Annotated in this window: 19 protein-coding genes; 14 read left to right on the top strand and 5 right to left on the bottom strand. The window is 68.4% G+C overall.

Features of this window, described 5'->3' with window-relative positions:
• The first annotated feature begins 16 nt into the window (after nt 1-16).
• The 6 genes from rapZ (at nt 17) to tpiA (ending at nt 6,160) form a co-directional block, all read left to right on the top strand.
• Nucleotides 17-973, top strand: a complete 957-nt coding sequence (gene rapZ / locus ACIBH2_RS05500) for an RNase adapter RapZ (RefSeq protein WP_397113766.1) — start codon at nt 17-19, stop codon at nt 971-973.
• Nucleotides 970-2,016: a uridine diphosphate-N-acetylglucosamine-binding protein YvcK gene (gene yvcK, locus ACIBH2_RS05495; RefSeq protein ID WP_397113764.1), complete on the top strand. Its 1,047-nt coding sequence runs from the start codon at nt 970-972 to the stop codon at nt 2,014-2,016. The genes rapZ and yvcK overlap by 4 nt, the downstream gene beginning before the upstream one ends.
• Nucleotides 2,007-2,990 (top strand): DNA-binding protein WhiA, encoded by a 984-nt coding sequence (whiA, locus tag ACIBH2_RS05490; protein WP_397113762.1) that lies wholly within the window; start codon nt 2,007-2,009, stop codon nt 2,988-2,990. Before yvcK ends, whiA begins: the two co-directional genes overlap by 10 nt.
• Before the next feature lie 144 nt (nt 2,991-3,134).
• Nucleotides 3,135-4,154, top strand: coding sequence for a type I glyceraldehyde-3-phosphate dehydrogenase (gap, locus tag ACIBH2_RS05485; RefSeq protein WP_397113760.1), 1,020 nt, complete (start codon nt 3,135-3,137; stop codon nt 4,152-4,154).
• Nucleotides 4,155-4,159: 5 nt separating this feature from the next.
• Nucleotides 4,160-5,371, top strand: coding sequence for a phosphoglycerate kinase (locus ACIBH2_RS05480; RefSeq protein ID WP_397113758.1), 1,212 nt, complete (start codon nt 4,160-4,162; stop codon nt 5,369-5,371).
• A gap of 3 nt (nt 5,372-5,374) precedes the next feature.
• The gene (tpiA, locus tag ACIBH2_RS05475; protein WP_397113756.1) at nt 5,375-6,160 is read left to right on the top strand and encodes a triose-phosphate isomerase; all 786 of its coding nucleotides are present in this window, start codon (nt 5,375-5,377) and stop codon (nt 6,158-6,160) included.
• A 73-nt stretch (nt 6,161-6,233) separates the two neighbouring features.
• Here tpiA and ACIBH2_RS05470 read toward each other — a convergent pair whose 3' ends face one another.
• Nucleotides 6,234-6,512: a YggT family protein gene (locus tag ACIBH2_RS05470; protein WP_397113754.1), complete on the bottom strand. Its 279-nt coding sequence runs from the start codon at nt 6,510-6,512 to the stop codon at nt 6,234-6,236.
• 225 nt (nt 6,513-6,737) lie between these two features.
• Here ACIBH2_RS05470 and hutH point away from each other — a divergent pair, with 225 nt between their 5' ends.
• Both hutH and ACIBH2_RS05460 read left to right on the top strand, forming a co-directional pair.
• Entirely contained in the window at nt 6,738-8,333 is a 1,596-nt protein-coding gene (gene hutH / locus ACIBH2_RS05465) for a histidine ammonia-lyase (protein WP_397113752.1), read from the top strand.
• Nucleotides 8,334-8,381: 48 nt separating this feature from the next.
• On the top strand, nt 8,382-9,314 hold the full coding sequence (locus tag ACIBH2_RS05460; RefSeq protein WP_397113750.1) for a MerR family transcriptional regulator: 933 nt from the start codon (nt 8,382-8,384) through the stop codon (nt 9,312-9,314).
• A 4-nt stretch (nt 9,315-9,318) separates the two neighbouring features.
• On the opposite strand, the gene ACIBH2_RS05455 is transcribed toward ACIBH2_RS05460, so the two are convergent.
• A complete protein-coding gene (locus ACIBH2_RS05455) occupies nt 9,319-10,971 on the bottom strand; it encodes an alkaline phosphatase D family protein (protein ID WP_397113748.1) in 1,653 nt (550 codons plus the stop codon).
• 94 nt (nt 10,972-11,065) lie between these two features.
• Here ACIBH2_RS05455 and ACIBH2_RS05450 point away from each other — a divergent pair, with 94 nt between their 5' ends.
• Nucleotides 11,066-11,428 (top strand): ACT domain-containing protein, encoded by a 363-nt coding sequence (locus ACIBH2_RS05450; protein ID WP_397113746.1) that lies wholly within the window; start codon nt 11,066-11,068, stop codon nt 11,426-11,428.
• 42 nt (nt 11,429-11,470) lie between these two features.
• Nucleotides 11,471-12,424, top strand: coding sequence for an aminoglycoside phosphotransferase family protein (locus ACIBH2_RS05445; RefSeq protein ID WP_397113744.1), 954 nt, complete (start codon nt 11,471-11,473; stop codon nt 12,422-12,424).
• On the opposite strand, the gene ACIBH2_RS05440 is transcribed toward ACIBH2_RS05445, so the two are convergent.
• A complete protein-coding gene (locus ACIBH2_RS05440) occupies nt 12,402-14,720 on the bottom strand; it encodes a heavy metal translocating P-type ATPase (RefSeq protein WP_397113742.1) in 2,319 nt (772 codons plus the stop codon). The genes ACIBH2_RS05445 and ACIBH2_RS05440 overlap by 23 nt on opposite strands.
• A 157-nt stretch (nt 14,721-14,877) precedes the next feature.
• On the opposite strand from ACIBH2_RS05440, the gene ACIBH2_RS05435 reads away from it, so the two are divergent.
• The 4 genes from ACIBH2_RS05435 to ACIBH2_RS05420 all read left to right on the top strand — a co-directional run bounded on the left by ACIBH2_RS05435 (nt 14,878) and on the right by ACIBH2_RS05420 (nt 18,144).
• Complete coding sequence (locus ACIBH2_RS05435) at nt 14,878-15,258, top strand: BlaI/MecI/CopY family transcriptional regulator (protein ID WP_397113740.1); 381 nt, start codon at nt 14,878-14,880, stop codon at nt 15,256-15,258.
• 54 nt (nt 15,259-15,312) lie between these two features.
• Nucleotides 15,313-15,717 carry a hypothetical protein gene (locus ACIBH2_RS05430; RefSeq protein ID WP_397113738.1) on the top strand — a complete coding sequence of 135 codons (405 nt, stop codon included), beginning with the start codon at nt 15,313-15,315 and terminating at the stop codon, nt 15,715-15,717.
• Nucleotides 15,718-15,814: 97 nt separating this feature from the next.
• Complete coding sequence (locus ACIBH2_RS05425) at nt 15,815-16,909, top strand: PLP-dependent cysteine synthase family protein (protein WP_397113736.1); 1,095 nt, start codon at nt 15,815-15,817, stop codon at nt 16,907-16,909.
• The gene (locus ACIBH2_RS05420; protein WP_397113734.1) at nt 16,906-18,144 is read left to right on the top strand and encodes an MFS transporter; all 1,239 of its coding nucleotides are present in this window, start codon (nt 16,906-16,908) and stop codon (nt 18,142-18,144) included. Before ACIBH2_RS05425 ends, ACIBH2_RS05420 begins: the two co-directional genes overlap by 4 nt.
• 30 nt (nt 18,145-18,174) lie before the next feature.
• Here ACIBH2_RS05420 and ACIBH2_RS05415 read toward each other — a convergent pair whose 3' ends face one another.
• Both ACIBH2_RS05415 and ACIBH2_RS05410 read right to left on the bottom strand, forming a co-directional pair.
• Nucleotides 18,175-19,314: a transcription termination factor Rho, short form gene (locus ACIBH2_RS05415; protein ID WP_397113732.1), complete on the bottom strand. Its 1,140-nt coding sequence runs from the start codon at nt 19,312-19,314 to the stop codon at nt 18,175-18,177.
• A 220-nt stretch (nt 19,315-19,534) separates the two neighbouring features.
• A complete protein-coding gene (locus tag ACIBH2_RS05410) occupies nt 19,535-20,500 on the bottom strand; it encodes a M56 family metallopeptidase (protein WP_397113730.1) in 966 nt (321 codons plus the stop codon).
• Between the last annotated feature and the right edge of the window lie 15 nt (nt 20,501-20,515).

Below are 20,515 nucleotides of genomic sequence, written 5' to 3'. Positions count from 1 at the left end.
CACGAACCGGTAGGACATGACGCGCGTCGAATCCAGTAACAATGCGGCCAGTACCCGATCCACAGCCACCCCCACAGCAGCTGATACCGCACCGGTAGAGGTCGTCATCGTCACCGGACTCTCGGGTGCGGGTCGCGGCACCGCCGCCCGCGTCCTCGAGGATCTGGGTTGGTACGTCGCCGACAACCTGCCGCCCGAACTCATCGGCCGCATGGTCGAACTCGGCGCCGAGACCGAGCCGCCGATTCGCAAATGGGCCCTGGTCATGGATGTGCGCAGCCGGTTCTTCACCGGCGATCTCTCCGCCGTCACCGACCAACTGCGCGCCGCGGGCGTGCGCACCCGAATCCTGTTCCTGGAAGCCTCCGACGATGTGCTGATCCGACGTTTCGGGTTCGCCCGCAGGCGGCATCCACTACAAAGTGAAAGCGCCGACGGCACCCTCTCCGAGGGCATCGCCGCCGAACGCCGACGCCTGTCATCGGTGAAAACGGCCGCTGATGTGGTCATCGACACCACCGCCCTATCGGTGCACCAGCTGCACCGCAAACTCGAGGAGGTCTACGGCGGCGGCGCACCCACCGCGCTGCAGCTGACCGTGCAGTCGTTCGGTTTCAAGTACGGAGTGCCCATCGACGCCGACATGGTGTTGGATGTGCGATTCCTGCCCAATCCGCATTGGGTGCCGGAACTCCGCGAACAGACCGGACAGGATGCCGAGGTGAGTGAGTACGTGTTGTCGCAGACCGGCGCGAGGGACTACCTGAGCACCTGTCGGCACCTCATCGACCTCACCACCGACGGCTACCGTCAAGAGGGGAAGCGATACATGACCGTGGCAGTGGGCTGCACCGGTGGCAAGCACCGCAGCGTGGCGATAGCGGAGGCGCTGGGCGGATTACTCGGCGACGACGTCGAGAGCGGATCGGTGGACGTGGTCCGCGTGGTCCACCGGGACCTGGGGCGAGAATGAGCGGGCGCGAGACCAACCCGGCGATCGTCGCGCTGGGTGGAGGACACGGGCTGTACGCGACGCTCACGGCGGTCCGGCGGCTGACACGCAAGATCACCGCCGTGGTCACCGTCGCCGACGACGGCGGCTCCTCGGGCCGACTGCGTTCGGAACTGGGCATGCTGCCCCCGGGTGATCTGCGAATGGCGTTGGCCGCCTTGGCCGATGAGACCGACGGCATCTGGGCGCGCACCCTCCAGCATCGCTTCGGCGGTACCGGAGCACTGGCCGGGCACTCGGTCGGCAACCTCATGTTGGCCGGGCTCACCGAGGAGCTGGGCGATCCCATCGCGGCGCTCGACGAACTCGGCAAGGCCCTGCGCATCACCGGCCGGGTGTTGCCCATGTCGCCCATCGCCTTGACCATCGAGGCGGATGTGGCGGGGCTGGAGGCCGATCCTCGGGTGAGCCGGTGCATTCGCGGTCAGGTGGCGGTCGCCACCACACCGGGGAAAGTACGGCGCGTGCGGTTGATCCCATCCGATCCCCCCGCCTGCTCCGAAGCAACCTCGGCCATCGAGCACGCCGACGTCGTGGTGCTGGGCCCCGGAAGTTGGTTCACCAGCGTGATTCCGCATGTGCTGGTGCCGGAACTACACGATGCCCTGGTACATACGAGAGGCCGGAAAGTGCTGGTGCTCAACCTCGCCGCCGAACCGGGCGAAACGGCCGGATTCTCCGCGGAACGGCACCTACATGTATTGTCCCAGCACGCACCGGATTTCACAGTCGACGATGTTGTGGTCGATTCCGGATCCGTACCGGAGGGTAGGGAACGCGAACATGTGGCAAGAGCTGCCGAACAGCTGCGAGCACGAGTAACCTTCGCTGATGTCGCCGAGGCGGGCACGGACCGGCACCACCCTGGAAAGCTTGCCGCCGCACTGGATCAGGTGATCCGGCAACCTCGGCCGGAATTGGCAGGGCTTCGAGTCGAAGGACGGCATATGGGCCAGCACGTGCGGTCCGGGTTGGGCGGAAAGGAGCGCGTCTCGTGGCGATGACAGCGGAAGTGAAGGACGAGCTGAGCCGACTCTCTGTGTCACAGGTGAGTTCACGCAAGGCTGAGCTGTCCGCACTACTCCGGTTCGCCGGTGGACTGCACATAGTGGGCGGACGAGTGATCGTCGAGGCCGAGGTGGACATGGGTTCCATCGCGCGACGGCTCCGCCGGGAGATCTTCGAGCTGTACGGCTACGGCTCGGATGTGCACGTCCTCGGCGCGGGCGGACTCCGGAAAACCTCCCGGTACGTGGTACGCGTTTCCAAGGAGGGCGAGGCGCTCGCCCGGCAGACCGGATTGCTCGATGTGCGCGGTCGCCCGGTGCGCGGTTTGCCCGCGCAGGTGGTCGGCGGCAGCATCGCCGACGCCGAAGCCGCTTGGCGCGGAGCGTTTCTCGCGCACGGGTCGCTCACCGAACCGGGTCGCTCCTCGGCCCTCGAGGTGAGCTGCCCGGGACCGGAGGCGGCGCTCGCCCTGGTCGGCGCGGCCCGACGCATGGGCATCTCCGCCAAGGCCCGCGAGGTGCGCGGCACCGACCGCGTTGTGGTGCGCGACGGCGAGGCCATCGGCGCGCTGCTCACCCGCATGGGCGCGCAGGACACCCGGCTCACCTGGGAAGAACGGCGCATGCGCCGCGAGGTCCGCGCCACCGCGAATCGGCTCGCCAACTTCGACGACGCCAATCTGCGCCGCTCGGCCCGCGCGGCCGTCGCGGCGGCGGCCCGGGTGGAACGCGCGCTGGAGATCCTGGCCGACGATGTGCCCGACCATTTGGCCGCCGCGGGCAAGCTGCGCGTGCTGCACCGGCAGGCGTCGCTCGAGGAGCTCGGTCAACTGGCCGATCCGCCCATGACGAAAGACGCTGTGGCAGGGCGTATTCGACGCCTGCTGTCGATGGCGGACCGGCGCGCCAAGGAACTCGGCGTGCCCGATACCGAATCCGCCGTCACCGCCGAGCTGCTCGAAGACGCGTGATACGAACCCTTCGGTAGCGACACCGGAACACCCCCGGCGAGGATGGGAGCTCACATCCGCGGGGGTGTTTCTGTGATGGTCCCCGGCGGGTTTAGGGTTAGAAGGCAACGGAAAAGATCCGCGACACAACTGAGGAGCGATAACGTGACTGTCCGGGTAGGCATCAACGGCTTCGGCCGCATCGGACGTAACTTCTTCAGGGCGGTCGAAGCGCAGAAGGCGCTCGGCACCACCGATATCGAAATTGTCGCGGTCAACGACCTCACCGACAACGCGACGCTCGCCACCCTCCTGAAGTACGACTCGATCCTCGGCCGTCTGCCGCAGGACGTCTCCCTCGACGGCGACGACACCATCGTGGTCGGCGATCAGCGCATCAAGGCGCTGGCCATCAAGGAGGGCCCGTCCGCGCTGCCGTGGGGCGATCTGGGTGTCGACGTGGTCGTGGAGTCCACCGGTATCTTCACCGACGCCACCAAGGCCAAGGGCCACCTGGCCGCCGGTGCCAAGAAGGTCATCATCTCCGCGCCCGCCAAGGGCGAGGACATCACCATCGTCATGGGCGTCAACGACGACAAGTACGACGGTTCGCAGAACATCATCTCCAACGCGTCGTGCACCACCAACTGCCTCGGCCCGATCGCCAAGGTGCTCAACGACTCCTTCGGCATCGAGCGTGGTCTGATGACCACCGTGCACGCCTACACCCAGGACCAGAACCTGCAGGACGGTCCGCACAGCGACCTGCGTCGCGCCCGCGCCGCCGCGCTGAACATCGTGCCCACCGGCACCGGCGCCGCCAAGGCCATCGGCCTGGTGCTGCCCGAACTGCTCGGCAAGCTGAACGGCTACGCGCTGCGCGTGCCGGTCCCGACCGGGTCGCTCACCGACCTGACCGTGGACCTGGCCAAGGCCGCCTCCGTCGACGAGGTCAACGCCGCCATGAAGGCCGCCGCCGAGGGCCCGATGAAGGGCATCCTGAAGTACAACACCGATCCGATCGTCTCCTCCGACATCGTGACCGACCCGCACTCCTCCATCTACGACGCGCCGCTGACCCAGGTCATCGACAACCAGGTCAAGGTCGCCTCGTGGTACGACAACGAGTGGGGCTACTCCAACCGTCTGGCCGACCTCATCGGTCTCGTCGGCAAGTCCCTGTAAGCGATATGGCGATCAAGACACTCCAGGATCTGCTGAGCGAGGGTGTCGAGGGTCGGGGCGTGCTGGTGCGCTCCGACCTGAACGTTCCCCTCGACGACGGCGTCATCACCGATCCGGGCCGCATCATCGCGTCCGCGCCCACCATCAAGGCCCTGGCCGAGGCCGGTGCCAAGGTGGTCGTGACCGCGCATCTGGGCCGCCCCAAGGGCGAGCCCGATCCGAAGCTCTCGCTCGCCCCGGTCGCCGCGCGACTGGCCGAGGAGCTGGGCCGCAATGTCCAGCTCGCCGGTGACGTGGTGGGTCAGGACGCGCTGGCGCGCTCGGAGGGCCTCACCGACGGCGACGTCATGCTGTGCGAGAACATTCGCTTCGACGCGCGCGAGACCAGCAAGGACGATGCGCAGCGGGCCAAGCTCGCGGCCGCGCTCGTCGAGCTGGTCGGCGACGACGGCGCGTTCGTCTCCGACGGTTTCGGTGTGGTGCACCGCAAGCAGGCGTCGGTCTACGACGTCGCGAAGGTCTTGCCGCACTACGCCGGTGGGCTCGTGGCCGCCGAGACCGAGGTGCTGAAGAAGCTCACCGAGGATCCGGAGCGGCCGTACGCGGTCGTGCTGGGCGGCTCCAAGGTCTCCGACAAGCTCGCGGTCATCGAGGCGCTCGCCCCCAAGGTCGACACCCTGGTGATCGGCGGCGGCATGTGCTTCACCTTCCTTGCGGCACAGGGCCTTTCGGTGGGCTCGTCGCTGCTGCAGGAGGAGATGATCGACACCTGCAAGCAGCTGCTCGAGACCTTCGGCGATGTCATCCACCTGCCCGTCGACATTGTCGCGGCCGACAAGTTCGCCGCCGATGCCGATTCGAAGGTGGTGCCCGCCAACGAGATTCCCGAGGGCTGGATGGGCCTGGACATCGGTCCGGAGTCGGTGAGCCGCTTCGCGGCGCTGCTCACCGAGGCCAAGACCGTGTTCTGGAACGGCCCCATGGGCGTATTCGAGTTCGAGAAGTTCGCCGACGGTACGCGCGGGGTTGCCGAGGCCATTGCCACGGCCACCGGCAAGGGCGCGTTCACCGTGGTCGGCGGCGGCGATTCGGCCGCGGCCGTGCGCACCCTGGGCCTGCCCGACGACGGCTTCTCGCACATCTCCACCGGCGGCGGCGCGTCGTTGGAATACCTGGAGGGCAAGGAACTTCCGGGCCTCTCCGTCCTGGAGGACTGATTCATGGCGCGTAAACCGCTCATCGCGGGCAACTGGAAGATGAACCTCAATCACCTCGAGGCCATCGCCCTGGTGCAGAAGATCGCCTTCGCGCTGCCGGAGAAGTACTTCGCCAAGGTCGATGTGACGGTGATTCCGCCGTTCACCGACCTGCGCAGCGTGCAGACCCTGGTGGAGGGCGACAAACTGCTCATCACCTACGGTGCGCAGGACGTCTCCACCCACGATTCGGGTGCCTACACCGGCGAGATCAGCGCTCCCATGCTGGCCAAGCTGGGCTGCACCTACGTGGTGGTCGGGCACTCCGAGCGTCGCCAGTACCACCTCGAGGACGATGCGACGGTGGCCGCCAAGGCCAAGAAGGCCCTGGAGCACGGCATCACCCCGATCGTCTGCATCGGCGAGGGGCTCGGTATTCGTGAGGCCCGCACCCATGTCGAGTACAACCTCGAACAGCTGCGCGGCTCGCTGAAGGGCCTGTCGGCCGAGGACATCGCCAAGGTCGTCATCGCCTACGAGCCGGTCTGGGCCATCGGTACCGGCAAGGTCGCCAGCGCGGCGGACGCCCAGGAAGTCTGCGGCGCCATCCGCGGCGAACTGGCCGAACTCGCCGACCCGGAGGTCGCCGCGGGTGTGCGCGTCCTCTACGGCGGCTCGGTCAACGCCAAGAACGTCGGCGAGTTGGTCGGTCAGACCGATATCGACGGCGCGCTGGTCGGCGGCGCCTCGCTCAAGGGTGACGAATTCGCCACCCTCTCCGCCATCGCCGCGGGCGGTCCGCTGCCGTAACGGTTGCACCGCAACGGTTTTCACCGAAAAGGGCCGGACATCGCGATGATGTCCGGCCCTTTTCGCGGTCGAGCTAGAGGCTGAAGGCGATCGACTGCAGCACCAGCGCCGCGATGAACACGATCGTGAAGGCCAGGTCGATGCCGATATTGCCCGCCCGGATCGGGGGCAGCACGCGGCGGACCGGAGCGATCACCGGCTCGGTCAGTTTGTGCGTGACATCGCGGGCCTTGTACACCCAGTCGGCGGGGCTGGACGACAGCGTGATGATCCAGTCCACGATCAGGCGGGCGATCAGGAACAGAAGAAACACCGACAGGGCGTACCCGATCAGGGTTCCGATGAGGCTCATGACGAACTCCTTTGATGGCCGTGTGGCCCTTCTACCACGATCAACGTGGGGGTCCCGGTCGAGAGTGCCGCTTTTGCCGCAGATTCAGGGGATTCTCAGGTCGGCGTGTCGGAGTGGCGCGGCCCGCGACCGGCTCGACGCGCCGTCGCGATTGCTCGGACGCGAGGTGATCATCCGTGCGAAGCTCGTGCCGAGACACCGGAACGACATGCGGGAAGGTAGCTGATGGCAGGCAGGGGAGCACGGTCGGATTCGGTCGGTACCGCCGTTCGGTCAACGGCGGGTGAGGTGGTCACGGTGGGCCTCGGTCCGGTCGCCGTCGACGAGGTGGTGCGGGTCGCTCGACAGGGCGCGGGCGTGGTGCTGTCGGAGGAGGCGTTTGCGGCGATCGCGCACAGCCGCACACGGATTCAGGAGCTCGCCGACGATCCGAAGCCGGTGTACGGGGTCTCGACCGGGTTCGGGGCGCTGGCGAGCCGCCATATTCCGCAGGAGCTGCGCACCCAGTTGCAGCGCAGCCTGATTCGATCGCATGCCGCCGGGTCGGGGGCGGAGGTCGAGGCGGAGGTCGTGCGGGCGATGATGTTGCTGCGGCTGTCCACCGTGGCGACCGGGCGCACCGGGGTGCGGCCCGAGGTCGCGGCGGCCTACGCGAGCATGCTCTCGGCCGGGTTGACGCCGATCGTCTACGAATACGGCAGCCTCGGCTGTTCCGGTGATCTCGCGCCGCTGGCGCACGTGGCGCTGGCGGTCATGGGCGAGGGGCAAGTGCGCACGGCCGACGGTGAATTGCTGGATGCCGCCGAGGGATTGGCGCGGGCCGGGCTGGAGCCGGTCGTGCTGGCCGAGAAGGAGGGGCTGGCGCTGATCAATGGCACCGACGGCATGTTGGGCCAGTTGGTGCTCGCCCTCGACGATCTCGATCGCCTGTTGCGGTTGGCCGATATCGCGGCGGCCATGAGTGTGGAGGGGTTGCTCGGCACCGACCGAGTGTTCGCGGCGGATCTGCAGGCACTGCGCCCGCATCCGGGGCAGGCGGTGGCCGCCGCGAATATGACGCGGGTGCTCGCCGACTCCGCCATTGTCGCCAGTCATCGCGGGCCGGACTGTGCTCGGGTGCAGGACGCGTATTCGCTGCGCTGCGCACCGCAGGTCGCGGGTGCGGCGCGCGATACCGTCGCGCACGCCCGCACCGTGGCGACGCGCGAATTGGCCAGTGCCATCGACAATCCCGTCGTCACCCTCGACGGCCGCGTCGAGTCGAACGGCAATTTCCACGGTGCGCCCATCGCGTACGTGCTGGACTTCCTCGCCATCGTGGTCGCCGATGTCGCGAGCATCAGCGAGCGCCGCACCGACCGCTTCCTCGATGTCGCCCGCAATCACGGCCTCAACGCGTTCCTCGCCGACGACCCGGGCGTGGACAGCGGCCACATGATCGCCCAATACACCCAGGCGGCGATCGTCTCCGAGCTCAAGCGGCTGGCGAATCCGGCGAGCACCGACTCCATTCCCTCCTCGGCCATGCAGGAGGATCACGTCTCCATGGGCTGGTCGGCGGCGCGCAAACTGCGCCGGTCCATCGACGGCCTCACCCGGGTGCTGGCCATCGAAATCCTCACCGCCGCACGCGGAATCGACCTGCGCGCACCGCTGACCCCGTCACCCGCCACCGCCGCGGTCATCGCCGCGCTGCGCGAGCAAGTGCCCGGGCCGGGTACCGACCGCCATCTCGCCCCGGAGATCGACGCCGCGGTACGGCTGTGCGCCTCCGGCGAACTGGTCGCCGCCGCGGAATCGGTGACCGGCCCGCTGTCCTGACCGATACGGCTTGAGTCTCCACCAAGGGGAGACAGCAAGGTGGAGTTCATGGACGACGAGACGCTCTTCACGATCGGAGCGCTGGCCGAACGGACCGGGCTGACGGTCAAGACCATTCGGTTCTACGCCGACAAGGGGATCGTCCCGCCGACCACGCACAGCCCCGGCGGCTACCGGCTCTACGACACGCACGCGGTGGCGCGGCTGGAAATGGTGCGCACTCTGCGCGATCTGGGGGTCGATCTGGCCACGGTCAAACAGGTGCTGGCCCGCGACACCACGGTGGCCGAGGTCGCCGCCGCCCACGCCGACGCGCTCGACGTGCAGATTCGTGTGCTGCGGCTGCGGCGCGCCGTGCTGCGCGCGGTGGCCAAGCGGGGCTCCAACCACGAGGAGATGAGACTCATGCACGGACTGGTCAAACTGTCGGAGGCCGAGCGGCAGCGGCTGATTCACGATTTCGTCGACGACACCTTCGGCGCGGTGGACGGCAATCCGGCCATGGTCGAGCTGCTGCGCTCCACCATGCCGGAGCTGCCCGACGACCCGCGTCCGGAGCAGGTCGAGGCGTGGATGGAGCTGGCGGAACTGGTGCAGGACAGCGACTTTCGCGCGGCGGTGCGGCGCATGGCCGAATATCAGGCGCAGGAGCGCGCCGCCGGGGACACCACCGGCCTGCACCAGGAGCTGACCGAGACCGTCGTGGCGACCGTGCGGGAAGCCGAATCCGCCGGTGTCGCACCGGATTCACTGGCGGCGCGGCTGATCGTCGGCGTGCTCACCGCGCGCTATGCCGAGACCTTCGGCAAGGCCGACGACGAGCGGCTGCGCCGATGGATTCTGGAACGGCTGGAAGTGTCGAACGACCAACGGGTACAGCGCTATTGGCAGCTGGTGTCGACCATCAACGATTGGCCCGAAGCGCCCGATGTGACCGGGGTGTTCGCGTGGCTGACGGCGGCCCTGCGCGCCCATCCCTGACAGGTCATGGATTGCCGGGCTGTTCCGGGCCCGCCAAGGCGGTGGTGTCGGGTGCCGTCGGTGCTTCGCGTCGCCCGTCCTCCACGACGCCGGGCACCCCGTCACGCACCACGAAGGTCGCCCGGGTGTGAATGGGCGCGCCGGGTCGCCGAATGTAGGGCACGACCCGAAAGTCTGTACGCCACAACCCATGATTCAATTCGACCCGGACGTACCCGCGCTGCGAATTGGTGAATTTCAGATCCGGGTTGGCGTCGAGGAGTCGGCGTCCGCTCGGACTGAGGTCGGTGCCATTGCCACCGCTGCTGATGGAGGTGCCGATGAATTCCCCCGCCACCACCGGTGATTCGAGGTCGCCGTGGTCGCGGCGCAGGTCGGAGGCGCAGTGCTCGTGCCGGTCGCCGGTGATGACCACCAGATTGCGCCCGCCGCGTTCTGCGGCGGCGCCCAGCACGGCGCCGCGGTCGGCGAGGTAACCGTCCCAGGAGTCGGTGCCCATGACTGTCTCGGGTCCCGGGTCGGAGTCGGTGCGCGCCATGGAGACCTGATTGCCGAGCACCTGCCAGCGCGCGGGGGAGGAGGCCAGCCCGTCGATGAGCCAATTACGTTGCCGCTCACCCAATATGGTGCGATCAGCGGAGTAGCGGTCGTCGCAGTCCGCCACCGGGCTGCCGTCGCCGCACGCCTGTTTGCTGCGGTAGGAGCGGGTGTCGAGCATGGTGATCTCGGCCAGGTCGCCGAACCGGTAGCGGCGGTGCAGCAACATGTTCGGGCCCGACGGCATCTGCGCGATCCGCAGCGGCTGATGCTCGTACATGGCCTGGAACGCGGCGGCCTTGCGTCGCCGGAACAGCGCCGGAATCCGATGGACGTCGAAGCCGAGCCCTGGGGCGTCACCGGCCCAGTTGTTGTCGATCTCGTGATCGTCCATGGTGGTCAGCCACGGGAAGGCCGCATGCGCCGCGCGCAGTGGCGCTTCGGCTTTCACCTGCGCGTACCGCTGCCGGTAATCGGACAGGTCCACGGCCTCGGTGGAGAAATCGGCATTGGGAGCCATCCCGTCGCGCCCGTGTATCCAGGTCCGCTCGTAGATGTAGTCACCCAGGTGCACGACCAGATCGAGATCCTCGCGACTCATATGGTCGTAGGCGGTGAAGTACCCCGAACTCCACGACTGGCACGACGCGTACGCGAACCGCATGCGCGCGACCGACTGCCCGAGGGCCGGAGCCGTGCGCGTGCGCCCGACCGGTGAGATCGCCGCCCCGGCCCGAAACCGGTAGAAGTACCAGCGATCCGGTGCCAACCCCCGCACCTCCGGGTGCACACTGTGCGCGAGTTCGCGCGTCGCGACCGCCGAGCCGCGCGCCACCACCTGCCGAAACGCCTCGTCGTGCGCGACCTCGTACTCCACGGTCACCGGAGCCAACGGCATGCCGCCGAGCCCATCGGGGGCCAGGGGATCCGGGGCCAACCGCGTCCACAACACCACCCCGTCGGGCAGCGGCTCTCCCGACGCCACCCCCAAGGTGAACGGATCACTGCCCACCCAGCGAGGCGCCCGGAACCGCGCACTGCTCACCGCGGAGCTCCCCACGAGCACCGCCGCGGACCCAGCTGCCCCGAATCGCAACAACTGCCGACGCGATATGGCCATAAACCACAGTAATCAGCTCCATGGTGGCCCCTCGTGAACACCGGGCGTGACCTGGTGAAACATCCGATGACAGAATGCGGCCTACGATGTCGCCATGACCGGCAGCCAGCGTTTGAGGGTCGTGCCCTCGCAGTTCGTGGTCGAGCATTTGCCGAACTCCACGTTCCCGGAGGACGACGAGTGGATCGCTTTGGTGCGCGCCCCGGAGGGTCTCACCGCTGTTCGGGAAGCGCCGTCGTGGGCGGAGGGCGAGGTGTGGAAGGGGTTCTACGGCGACGGGGCGCACGGTCTCGATACGCCGGGGATGCTCGCCGCGTTGGTGGGGCCGTTGGCGGACGCGGGGGTTCCGGTATTCGTGGCGTCCACGTATCACGCCGATCTGGTGTTGGTTCCCGCGCATCGATTGCCGGACGCGTCGGCGGCCTTGCGGGACGCGGGGCACCGGGTCGCCGAATAGCCCTGCGGGGGTAGCCGGGTGGGCTGTGGCAGGATCGCCGACATGTCCGCAGCCATGACGCCCGAACAGATCGCCGAACGAACCTCCCGCGCGCTCGACGCGGCGGTCGGAGCGGGACGCGAGCTGGGGCTCACGGTGACGGACGCGGCGGTCCTGCACGACGTGTTCTCGGTGGTCGTGCATCTCGCGCCGTCGCCTGTCGTGGTGCGGGTGCCGGTGGTGGTGCCGCCCTATCTCGATGTGGACGCGCAGGCCGCGCGGCAGCGCATGGAGCTCGCGGTGGTGGGCTGGCTGGCGGACCAGGGGCATCCGGTGATCGCGCCGAGTCCGCTGGTGCCGCGAGAGCCGGTGCGGCGCAACGGATTCTCGATGACGTTCTGGGAGTTCGTCGACCAGGACCACGACGCGGAGCCCGATTACGCGCGCAACTGCGGCCTGGTCGCCGACCTGCATGCGGCACTGCGCGACTACCCCGGCGAGCTGCCGTTCCTGTCGGCGGCCGAACCGGTGATGGTCGAGGACGCCTTCGCCTTCCTCGGAACACGGCCCGATCTGTTGGATCCGGCCGACCTCGACCGCGCCCGGCGGGAGTGGGAGGTCGTGGCGCCACTTGTCCGGTCGCGCACGGCTTTCGAAGCGGAATTCCCCGGCATCGACGTGCAGCCGATCCACGGGGACGCGCCCGCCGCAAATATCATCACGACGGTCACCGGCCCGGTGTACTCCGATTTCGAGCTCGTCACCCTCGGTCCGGCCGAATGGGATGTGGCGTTCTTCGGGCCCGACTGCGAGGCCGCGTACGACGCCGCGGCGCGGCGACACGGCTTGCGCCCACTGGACGAGCGCGTGCTGCGGTTCGTCAGCGCCGTCGGCATGTCCCGCGTGGTCGCGTGCCTCGCGCTGGTGCCGAGCCTGCCCATGCTCGAGGAGGCGCTGAAACCGTCCTTGGAGCACTGGCGGACCATGCCGCCGTTCACCGCGACCGCGCGCGACTGACGGGCTCGGGCAGTCGAAGTCGCTTCAGCGCCACCGCGTTCAATGCCACGATGATGCTCGACCCCGACATGGACATGGCCGCGATCTCGGGCCGCAGCGTGAAGCCCCACGGCTCGAACACCCCGGCCGCGATGGGCAGCGCGATGGTGTTGTAGCCGACCGCCCACGCCAGATTCTGACGCATCTTGCGCACGGTGCCGCGCCCGATGCGCAGCGCGGTGGGCACATCCAGGGGATCGGAGCGCATGAGCACCACTTCGGCGGTGTCGATGGCGACATCGGTGCCCGCGCCGATGGCGATGCCGAGGTCGGCGCGCGCCAGCGCGGGCGCGTCGTTGACGCCGTCACCGACCATGGCGACCTTGCGGCCATCGCGCTGCAGGGCCGCGATCCGGTCGGCCTTGTCGCCGGGCAGCACGTCGGCGATGACGGTGTCGATGCCGAGCGCGGCGGCGATGCGCTCGGCGGTGGCGCGATTGTCGCCGGTGAGCATGACGACTTCCACTCCGAGAGCGTGCAATTCGCGCACGGCGTCGGCGGAGGTGGGTCGCGGGGCGTCGGCGATGCCCACCACGGCGGCGGGCTTGCCGTCGACCGCCGCGAGCACCGCCGTCTGCCCGCCTTCGGCAATGCGCTCGCGCGCCTCGGCGAGTTCGCCCAGGTCGATGCCCTCGCGTTCGAGCAGTCGCCGATTGCCGACAACTACGCGATGTCCGTCGACGGTGGCGATCGCGCCGTGCCCCGGGACGTTCTCGAACTTCTCGGCGGAAACCGCCAGTGCCCCTTGGCCTTCGGCGTATCGGACGATCGCGGCGGCCAGGGGATGTTCGGATTCGCGCTCCACCGCCGCCAACAGCGGCAGCACCTCGTCCGTGGAAGCGCCCGCGCCCGCCCGGATTTCGGTGACCTCCGGCTTGCCCATGGTCAATGTGCCGGTCTTGTCCATGACCACCACCTGAATCCCGGCGGCGGACTCCAGGGCCATCGCGTTCTTGAACAGCACACCGCGTTTCGCGCCCAGCCCGGTGCCCACCATGATGGCGGTCGGTGTCGCCAACCCCAGCGCGTCCGGGCAGGTGATCACCACGACCGTGATGGCGAAGAGCATGGCCTTGGCGAACGAGGCACCCAGCAGTAGCCACACCAGTAGCGTCAGCCCGCCGCCGATCAAGGCCACCAGCACCAGCCAGAACGCCGCCCGATCCGCCAGTCGCTGCCCGGGGGCCTTGGAATTCTGGGCCTGCTGCACGAGATCCACGATCTGCGCCAACGCCGTGTCGGAACCGACCTTGGTGGCCCGAACCCGCAGTGTCCCATTGGCATTGATGGTCGCGCCCACCACGGCCGAACCCGGCTCCTTGTGCACCGGCAGGCTCTCACCGGTGACCATGGACTCGTCGACCTCGCTCGCACCGTCCTCGACCACGCCGTCCACGGCGATCTTGGCACCCGGCCGCACCAACAGGATGTCGTCGACACGCACCTCGGCCGTGGGGATTTCGACCTCTCGGCCGTCGCGGAGCACCACCGCGTGCGGCGGCGCGAGATCCATCAGCGTGCGAATGGCGTCATTGGCCCCGCCGCGCGCCCGCATCTCGAACCAGTGCCCGAGCAGTACGAAGGTGGCCAACATGGTGGACGCCTCGTAGAAGACCTCACCGCCGCCGGTGAGCGTAATGGCAAGGGAGTACAGCCATCCCGCGCCGATGCCGACCGCGACCAGCACCATCATGTCGAGGGTGCGGGCCCGCAGCGCGTGGACCGCGCCGGTGAAGAAGATGCTCGACGAGTAGAAGATCACCGGCAGGCTCAGCAGCAGCGCCCACACGTCCTGGCGCAGTCCGAACGGCGTCGGCAGATGCAGTCCGAACATCTCGGTCGCCATCGGCGAATAGAGCATCACCAGCAGGGAGAAGACCAAGGCCACCAGGAACCGATTGCGCATATCGGCGGCCATGGCGTCCATGGACATTCCCGCGTGCCCGGCATGCCCCATGGCCGCGTGGTCGGCCGGTTCGTGCTCGGCCACCGGTTCGGCCATCGGATCGCACAGATGCCTCGGCACCGACCGCCCGTCGCAATGGAATCCGCAGTCGCGCACCCACTCGCGCAATTCGGCGACCGAGGTGCGCGCGGGGTCGTACTCCACCGTCGCTGTCTGCCCCACCGGATTGGGCGTCACCGCCAGCACGCCGGGCCGCCGCCCGAGCACCGCGCTCACCCGGTGCTGCTGACTGGCCCAGCGCAGCCCGCTCACGTCCAGGACCGCCGTGCGGGGTCCGGATTCTTCGGCCATGCCATCGCTCCTCGGACTCGCGGCCCCCGATCGTCCACAGTACGACGTACGTACGTAGGGCGTATGACGTGTCTGTTTCGTGTCGCCGTTCCGGTTGAGCGGTGGCCACGCTACCCCTACCATCTACGCAACAGAGCAGTAGATTCCTGGAGAGGAGATGTCGGCGGTGGCACGAGGCTTCGGCGACCTGGAAGCGGTCGTCATGGACCGCGTCTGGGCGCGCACCGAGCGGACCACCGTCCGCGAGGTGTTCGAGGAGCTCGCCGCCGAACGCGATATCGCCTACACCACCGTCATGTCCACCATGGACAACCTGCACCGCAAAGGCTGGCTGGAGCGCGAGCGGGTCGGCAAGGCGTACCACTACTGGCCCCAGCTCAGTCGCGAGGAGTACAGCGCCCGGCTCATGCGCGAGGCGCTGGGGGCGGGCGGGAGTTCGGAGCTGGTGCTCGCGCATTTCGTGGAACAGATGAGCCCCGAGGAGTCCGCCGGGCTGCGCGCCGCTCTGCGCAAATTGACGCGGGGCAAGCGCGGCTGAGGCCGAGACCGCCCCCTCCCACTATCTACGTACGGAGATAGTAGATTGGTCCGCGTGGGCATTGCGGATCTGCTGCGTGACCGGGGGCTGCTGGCGATATTCGCCGCCATCCTGCTGGTGATCCCCGTGGCCGACTGCGCCTTGGTCGAACCGGCCGGGCACGCCCACGTCTCGGCCGATTCGATGGCCGCGATCGCGCCTCTCGCCGAGGACACGCCGCCGGGTGACTTCGAGGGCGCGGCGCACTGCGAGCCGCATGCGCAGCACTACGTGAAAGCCGTTCCGCCCGTGGTGTCCGCGGGCGTGCCGCATCTCCCCGCCATGCCCATGATGGTCGCGGTGATTCTGACCGCCCTCGCCGTGTTGTGGGCGGCCTCCGGAGGTGTGCGCGGCCCGCCTCTGATTCGCGTGCGCACCGGCCGAATGCTCTTGGCCCACTTCTGTATCGACCGTCGCTGACCGGTCAGCGTCAGGCCGTCGCTCGTCGTCGGCCGGTGTCCGCTGCCCGCACGCAGGTCGCCGCCCTCGGGTGGCGTCGATACAGAAAGCGACAGTCATGGACAAGGTTGTGCTCGACAGCTTCGCATCGGTGGGTTCCGCGCCCGGCGCGGCACGCCAGCCCCGCGCCCTGGTGGGCAATACGCCGGTGCTGTGGGTCGGTCCGCCGCTCGCACCCGAGGGGACGGGGTTCTGGGCGAAACTGGAAGGTTTCAATCCTGGCGGTATGAAGGACCGTCCCGCGCTGCACATGGTGCGCCGCGCCCAGGAGCGCGGTGATCTCGCACCGGGTGCGCGCATCATCGAATCGAGCAGTGGCACTTTGGGTTTGGGTTTGGCGCTGGCGGGGATGGTGTACCGGCACCCGGTGACGGTGGTGACCGACCCGGGTCTGGAGCCGATTGTGGCGAATATGCTCGCGGCCTACGGGGCGCGCGTGGAGATGGTGACCGAGCCGCATCCGGTCGGCGGCTGGCAGCAGGCCCGCCGTGACCGGGTGACCGAGTTGCTGGCGCGCGAGCCCGGCGCGTGGTGCCCCGACCAGTACAGCAATCCCGACAATGTCGACGGATACCGTTCGCTGGCACTGGAACTCGTCGACCAGCTCGGCCGGGTGGATGTCCTGGTGTGTGCGGTGGGCACCGGCGGGCATTCGGCCGGGGTGGCGCGGGTGCTGCGGCGGTTCAATCCCGCACTGAAGCTCATCGGCGTGGATACGGTGGCGTCCACCATTTTCGGGCAACCGGCCGGGTCGCGCCTCATGCGCGGGCTCGGCTCCAGCATTCACCCGAGCAATGTGGACTATGCCGCCTTCGACGAAATCCATTGGGTGGCACCGGCGGAGGCGGTGTGGGCGTGCCGGGCGCTGGCCGCGAGCCATCACGCCAGCGGCGGCTGGAGCGTGGGCGCGGTGGCCCTGGTGGCCGGGTGGGCGGCACGCACCCATCCGGCGCGCACGCGCATAGCCGCGGTCTTTCCCGATGGTCCGCACCGCTACTTCGACACCGTCTACAACGACACCTACTGCGAGGACAACGATTTGCTCGGCACACCACCCACCGATCCGGCGACCATCACCCATCCGAGTGCGCGGGTCGTGAGCTCGTGGACGCGCTGCGCGACCGTGGTCGATCCCCGGGGGCTGATCGCGTGAGCGCGCTGACGACCTTCCGGGGCTTCGACCGGCCCGCCCAGCTGTTGATGGTGAACCAGTTCGGCATCAATCTGGGCTTCTACATGTTGATGCCGTATCTGGCCGGATACCTCGCGGGCCCACTGGGTTTGGCGGTGTGGGCGGTCGGCTTGGTGCTGGGTGTGCGCAATTTCTCGCAGCAGGGCATGTTCCTGGTCGGCGGTACCCTCGCCGACCGTTTGGGCTACAAGCCGCTCATCGTGGCCGGATGTCTGCTGCGCACCGGCGGTTTCGCGTTGCTCGTCTTCGCGACGTCACTGCCGGGCTTGCTGATCGCGTCCGCGGCAACGGGTTTCGCGGGAGCGCTGTTCAACCCGGCGGTTCGCGCGTATCTCGCGGCCGATGCCGGTGAGCGGCGCGTGGAAGCGTTCGCGGTGTTCAACATCTTCTATCAGGCGGGCATTCTCGCCGGACCCTTGGTCGGATTGGCGTTGTTGACGCTGGATTTCCGTGTGGTCGCGGGTGTTTCGGCGGTGGTGTTCGCGCTGTTGACGGTGGCGCAGCTGCTCGCGCTTCCGCCCAGGCGCGCCGCCGACCGCGTGCAACCGTCCTCGGTGCTCGATGATTGGCGCACGGTGGTTCGCAATCGCCGGTTCGTATCCTTCGCGGTGGCGATGATCGGCTCGTATGTGCTGTCGTTCCAGGTCTATCTGGCGCTGCCGTTGCAGGCGGAGTTCATCGCGCCCGAGAATGCGCAACTGCTGACCTCGGCCGTCTTCGTCATCTCGGGGGTCGTCGCGGTCGCGGGACAGCTGCGCATTACGGCGTGGTGCCGGGCGCGGTGGGGGAGCGGGCGCAGTCTGGTGGCGGGAATGGCGCTGTTGACGGTGGCCTTTCTGCCGTTGGCGGTGATTCCGGGCCCGCGCTGGTTCGGGCCGGTCGCGGCGGGCGCCGCGCTGCTCGTCGCGGCGGCGCTACTGGCGGTCGGGACGGCGGCGGTCTTTCCGTTCGAGATGGATACGGTCGTCGCGCTGTCCGGGGACCGACTGGTCGCCACGCACTACGGTTTCTACAACACCGTGGTCGGCGTCGGAATCCTCATCGGCAATCTCGCGACCGGCGCGATTGTCGGTGCCGCCCGCGCGGCTGGAGCGGAATGGTCGGTGTGGGTCGGCCTCATGGTCATCGGCGCGATCGCGGCGTACGCGCTGCACCGACTCGCCGAACCAGCGCCCGCGAAGGTGCTGGCCGCGTAACCGCAGCGCTGACGGCCGGGGGTCCGGCCGTCAGCGGCGCGGCTTGGCGAGCTGGGCCAGGAACTCGGCATTCGTCGGGGCCTGGCGCAGCCCCTCGAGCAGGAGTTCGGTGGCATTGCCGTCGACCGCGGCGAGGGTACGGCGCAGGACATCGGTGGACGCGAGTTCGGCTGGGGTGAGCAGAAGTTCGTCCTTGCGGGTGCTCGACTGGCCGATATCGATGGCAGGGAAGACGCGGCGATTGGCGAGGGCGCGATCGAGCTTGAGTTCGGCATTGCCGGTGCCCTTGTACTCCTCGAAGATCACCGTATCCGCGGTGGAGCCGGTCTCGACCAGGGCGGTCGCAATAATGGTGAGCGAGCCGCCGCCGTCGAAATTGCGGGCCGCGCCGAGGAATCGCTTGGGCAGCGTGAGCGAGGCGGCGTCCACGCCACCGGAGAGGATACGGCCGGAGGCCGGGGCCGCGAGATTGTAGGCGCGGGCAAGGCGGGTCAGCGAATCCAGCAGAACCACCACGTCACGGCCGGTTTCGGCGAGGCGCTTGGCATGTTCGATGGCCAGTTCGGCCAGCGCCACATGCTCGCGCGGGGAGCGGTCGAAGGTGGCGGCCGCGACATCGGCGGGGACCGAGCGGGCGAGGTCGGTGACCTCCTCGGGGCGCTCGCCGACCAGCACCAGCATGAGTTCGCATTCGGGATGGTTCTTGGCGATACCGTGTGCGATGGATTGCAGCACAGAGGTTTTGCCCGCCTTGGGCGGTGCGACGATGAGCGCGCGCTGGCCCTTGCCGATCGGCATGACGAGATCGGTGATGCGCGTGGTCATTTCGTGCGGTTCGGTCTCGAGCCGCAGGCGCTGATTGGGATAGACGGGGACCAGCTCGGCGAATTTCGGCCGGTGCGCGGCGCGCGATGGGTCTTGCCCATTCACCGCCGTGACCTCGGTGAGCTGATCGTGCTTGGCGTTGCCGGTCGGCGGATTCGCGGTGCCGTTGACGAAATCGCCACGGCGCAGGTGGTTTTCGCGAACCAGTCGATTCGAGACGTGGATGTCGTCGGGATCGGGGAGATAACCGTGCACCCGCAGGAATGCGTGGTTGTCGATGATGTCCAGGATCCCGGATACTGTGCGTCCGGCAACTGGCGCCCGGTGAGATGTGTTGTCGTTCATGGTGTTTCCTTGAATGTGCTGGGCACGGCGAGACGGCCGTGGGCGCTGGAGATCCGAGCGCGACGAGAAAGGATGTCGCGGAGGTGAAAATCGCCGAATCTCCGGAGAGAAATCTGACTGCTCGTGGGAGGAGAACCTACGACCACAAGAATGAGACAGCAGTGACGATACGCGACAGCAGGGCGGTCACGCAACCGTGAGCCCGGTCACCGGGCAGCGGTCAGCTCGATATCGGCAGGCAGACGGCGGTTTCGGCGGCCGCCAACAAGAGTGCGGCGACGGCGGTCAGGGCGGCGGTGGCGGTGGCCGCGCCGAGCGTCAGCCGCGAGCGGCGGCGTGCGGTGCGATCGGTCGGTGCGGCGAGGCGCGCCACCCGTCCGGTGAGGCCGATTCCGGTGGCCCCCATGGCCTCTGCCGGTCCCTCGGACATATCGGAGACGGTGAGCAGGGCGCGCAGCACGGTCGCGCGACCGTGGACGCGGACCGCGGCGTCGTCGGCGAGTATCTCCAGCAATCGCGCCACCTCGGCCGCGCCGACGGCGAACAGTCGAATGCGGGGCAGTGCCGTGGCGAGTCCGCGGGTCAGCGCGAGCAGGAGGTGGTGGCGGCCGTCGAGATGGGCGCGCTCGTGGGCCAGCACCGCGTCGATGTGGCGGTCATCGAGCGCGGTCAGCACCCCTCGGGTGACGACGATCGTATGGGGTTTGCCCGCAACGCAATACGCCGCCGGATGGTCCACATCCAGTACTACCGCGCCGAGTTCGCTGTTGTGTCGCCCGGCGATGCGGGCCATGCGCGCATGGCTGAAGGTGGTGCGGCGGGCCTGCCACAGCGAGTGGCCGATGCGGACGAACCAGAAGGCGCTGGCGAGAGCGGCCAATCCGGTCAGGATGAACAATCCCACCTGCGTCGCGCCGCCGTACTGGCCGACCGCGGCGTCGTGCAGCTGGGTGACGCAGTCGTCCATGACCGCCTGCGACATGTGGTGCACCCGGTGCCGCACCACATCCACGGTGAGTGTCGTCAATGCGCCGACCCAGGCGAGCACGGTGGAGCCGAGGGCGGTGAGCCAGGCCGTGAGTGCGAAACGCGGGGCCGCGCCGCCGCGCGCGAGCCGGGGCAGCGCCGAGGGAGCGAGGACGGCGATGATGAAGCCGTACACCAGGAGGCAGACCGCGACGCTCACCGCACCGAGTGTACG

It is taken from the genome of Nocardia sp. NPDC050406 (assembly GCF_044459025.1).
Taxonomy (GTDB): Bacteria; Actinomycetota; Actinomycetes; order Mycobacteriales; family Mycobacteriaceae; genus Nocardia.
Note: the sequence above shows the minus strand (reverse complement) of the source record. Positions and strands in the feature narration are given on the sequence as shown.